The sequence below is a fragment of the Rhodoferax sp. genome (genome assembly GCF_010365055.1).
Taxonomy (GTDB): domain Bacteria; phylum Pseudomonadota; class Gammaproteobacteria; order Burkholderiales; family Burkholderiaceae_C; genus Rhodoferax.
In genome coordinates this window covers 1-3,082 of sequence record NZ_JAAFHA010000181.1, presented here as the reverse complement: position 1 = coordinate 3,082, position 3,082 = coordinate 1, and the positions used below count along the sequence as shown (strand labels likewise).

Sequence of the window (3,082 nt, the reverse complement as noted above, 5' to 3'; positions counted from 1 at the left end):
CAGCCCCTACGCTGTGGCCAAGCTCTACGCCTACTGGATCACGGTCAACTACCGTGAGGCCTATGGCATGTATGCCTGTAACGGCATTTTGTTCAACCACGAAAGCCCGCGCCGGGGCGAAACCTTTGTCACCCGCAAAATCACCCGTGGCCTGGCCAACATCAGCTTGGGGCTGGAAGACTGCCTCTACATGGGCAACATCGACGCCCTGCGCGACTGGGGTCACGCCAAAGACTACGTGCGCATGCAATGGATGATGCTGCAGCAAGACCAGCCGGATGACTTTGTCATTGCCACTGGCGTGCAATACAGCGTGCGCCAGTTCATCGAGTGGACTGCCGCCGAGCTCGGCATGCAACTGCGCTGGCAAGGTGAGGGCGTCAACGAAGTAGGCTCAGACAACCTGATCCCTGCGGATTCTGAAACGACACCAATGTCGTCTAGATTTCCTCTTTGCCGTGATTTTTCGGTTTTCCAATTTCAAAAATCATCTGCAGCTCAGTTCTGGGGAACACCGTCTTGGTTTGATTGAGTTCCTCGCACAACAAGGCAATCGACTGATCTGAACGGTTTTGTGCGAGGTGGTGCAGACGCACCGTCAACGTCTTGTTTTTCAAATCAGGCAATAGATCAGCCTCGGTGGTGTAGAGCTCTCGCAGCAGCGTGCGCGTCTCATCAGCTCGTGTCATCGATTCGCGTAAGAAATTTGCCATTGCCGTCTCGGCGCGGTAAGCAAGCATCTTGATCGCATCAACGAAGTGTTTGCTGTGCGTGCTGAGCTGCGTGAAGCGCTGCTCCTCAGGCAAGTCCTTGACTTTGATACGGCGCTCTGTGGCCTTGCGGGTGGCTTTGAGGGAGATGACGTTGGCCTGCAACGCATCAAGCTCCTCTTTCAGTACCGCTTTCCTCTGGGTAAAGGCCTCCACATGGTCGGGCTCAATCGTCTGCTGCATATTCAATGCACCGAACACGGCCATCGATCTGCTGAGTTTGCCGCTGGCACTGCGCACCTGACCATCTAGGGCGCGGTAGGCCGGATTGACGACCTCTATGGGATCAGGAACGTCTTGCGTGCAATAGCCCGCCAGCCTATCCAGCCCATAGTGTTCACGGGCATATTTGAAGAAGTTTTCCTGAGACCAGCGTGCCATCATATTGGCCGCCAAACGTCTGAAATCACAGCCGTAATCGGTGGTGATGATGGCGGTTTGATGCCCATCCGGGTTGAGCCTGCGTATTTCTCGCAGCCATAAGCCGTTACTCAAAGGTGTGCCGCGCTCGGCCAGTGACATGGTTGCGACCTGCCCATTGACCAGCGTGACTTGGCTATCCACAAATTCATCAGTCGCCCAGTCCTCACCCGGGAACTTGTGATAACTCAGGGCCGCGATGCGCCGCTCTTTGAGCCGGCTCCACAACTGCGGGCTGTAGCCTTCCCTGTCAAAGACCAGCGTGAAACGATGCAAATGGGGGTCTGCGGCTAATGCCGCCGCACTGGGCTGGTTGGGTACGTCTCGCTCCAGCGTGGGCACAATGTCTTCTTCGATAACTTTGACCAAGCCCGGGTCGACCACCTTGTTGACCACAAAGAAGGGTTGTCCGTCCATCGCATTGACCCAGAAGTCAACGGTGGCGCGTAGGCACAGCTTTTGCCGGGCAACGTAGTGGCGTGGCAGTTTGGTCTGGCTACCGTGGTAGACCCGGGTGTGACCATCAACATACAGCCAACCGCTTTGGGCGCTGTCCTGGTTCATCCAGCGCAGGCTCAACTGAGCCGCCCATTTGGCGGCCTGACCATCGGCAGACAGCAGTTGAACTTTGGCGCGCAGGGTGCGCACCTCGGGGATGCGGTCCAGCCCCAGGAGTTTGCCCCATTCACCCGGGGCGCTGTAGCGCAAAGATTCCATCGATTGCAGCCGCGCCAGTGCCATGAAGGTCAGCAGCATCAAGAGACTGTCCAGCCCGTAGTAACCATCGGGGAGCTTGCCCAACGAGTCTTGTGCTGCATCAAGTAGACCCAGCGCCAGCAAGGCCGGCAGGGCGAACAGTACACCGCCAAAGGGAACATCCAAGGCTGGCTGGAATTTGGGTGCCACAAAGGTGAGCTCACCCAGGCTGGCCGCCACACGCTCGGTGATGTGGCTGGCACCGCGCCCCATGGGGGCTATGCTGTCTTGGTGGGAGCGTTCGCTTTTGTTGCTTATGCTGCTGATGCAGGTATCGCCCGGCGCAGCTTCAAGGCTGCAGGGGGTGACTGAGGCATCACTTGGGTTTTGGGCATCTTTTTTTTAGCCAATGCGTGTAGCCGCCCGGCGCGGATGGCTTTGGTGAAGGTGTCGGTTTTGATGCCCAACTCGGTCGCTACGGCAATGGCGCTTTGACCAGCATTCAATTGGCCTTGTGCTTGTTCGAGCACGTTGGCTGTCAAAACAGCGGCTCCACGGGTCACGCGTGGTGCGAAAAAGCCTTTGATGCCAAGGGCGCGGTACTGCTTGACTGCGCGTTTGATGGTGATCAGTGGTACGCCAAAAGCGCGACTCAATTGGGCCTGCGTGGCCCCGGCGGTGACGTGCAGTTGTGCTGTGATGTATCGAAAGGAGGCGCGCTCGTTTTGGTCGTGGCTGAAGATCGGCATACCCGAGTGAAAGTAGGTCACCGTTTGATCAACTCTGGAGAAACTCAGCGTGGGCGTGATCTCAGTGGCTCCGCTGGGGAACAGGGGTAGTACGAGTTGCGCCATGGTCGGATCGGTAAAACCCGGGGAATGCTGGTTCGATGCCCGAGTTTGGATAAATGAAAACCAGTATCTTCGCAAAATCCGGGCGACTTCGAGCGCTGCGTGGCAAAGAAATTTGAACATCTCGCAACGCGTTGATTAATAAGGGGTTTGGCTAAGCGGCCAATAACTTCACGGGATAGAGATCAGGTTGTCTGAGACTGAATTTTTCCATCGTCCCCCACGGAATATCTCCGGGCTTGATCCCTTTAAGAATGAGGGCCGCTTTTTTTCCAGCAGAATAGCCCACCAAAAAATAGTCCATACCGTAGGCGGCAACCGCCCCTCTGGGCACGCTGTCAACAT

At 56.6% G+C, this 3,082-nt stretch carries 4 protein-coding genes; 1 reads left to right on the top strand and 3 read right to left on the bottom strand.

Features of this window, described 5'->3' with window-relative positions:
- Positions 1-532: GDP-mannose 4,6-dehydratase (locus GZ093_RS20695; protein ID WP_296489610.1), on the top strand; the 532-nt coding region annotated here is incomplete at its 5' end.
- On the opposite strand, the gene GZ093_RS20690 is transcribed toward GZ093_RS20695, so the two are convergent.
- The 3 genes from GZ093_RS20690 to GZ093_RS20680 all read right to left on the bottom strand — a co-directional run.
- Positions 441-2,159 (bottom strand): putative transposase, encoded by a 1,719-nt coding sequence (locus GZ093_RS20690; protein ID WP_296489609.1) that lies wholly within the window; start codon positions 2,157-2,159, stop codon positions 441-443. The genes GZ093_RS20695 and GZ093_RS20690 overlap by 92 nt on opposite strands.
- A gap of 41 nt (positions 2,160-2,200) precedes the next feature.
- Positions 2,201-2,740 (bottom strand): hypothetical protein, encoded by a 540-nt coding sequence (locus GZ093_RS20685; protein WP_296489608.1) that lies wholly within the window; start codon positions 2,738-2,740, stop codon positions 2,201-2,203.
- Positions 2,741-2,891: 151 nt separating this feature from the next.
- Positions 2,892-3,082 (bottom strand): ABC transporter substrate binding protein (locus GZ093_RS20680; RefSeq protein ID WP_296489606.1); only part of this gene is annotated, 191 nt, incomplete at its 5' end.

Excerpts from the sequence above, each read along its gene's own strand:
- GZ093_RS20690 (WP_296489609.1), bottom strand. The coding sequence starts at position 2,159 with ATGGGGCGCGGTGCCAGCCACATCACCGAGCGTGTGGCGGCCAGCCTG.
- GZ093_RS20685 (WP_296489608.1), bottom strand. The coding sequence starts at position 2,740 with ATGGCGCAACTCGTACTACCCCTGTTCCCCAGCGGAGCCACTGAGATC.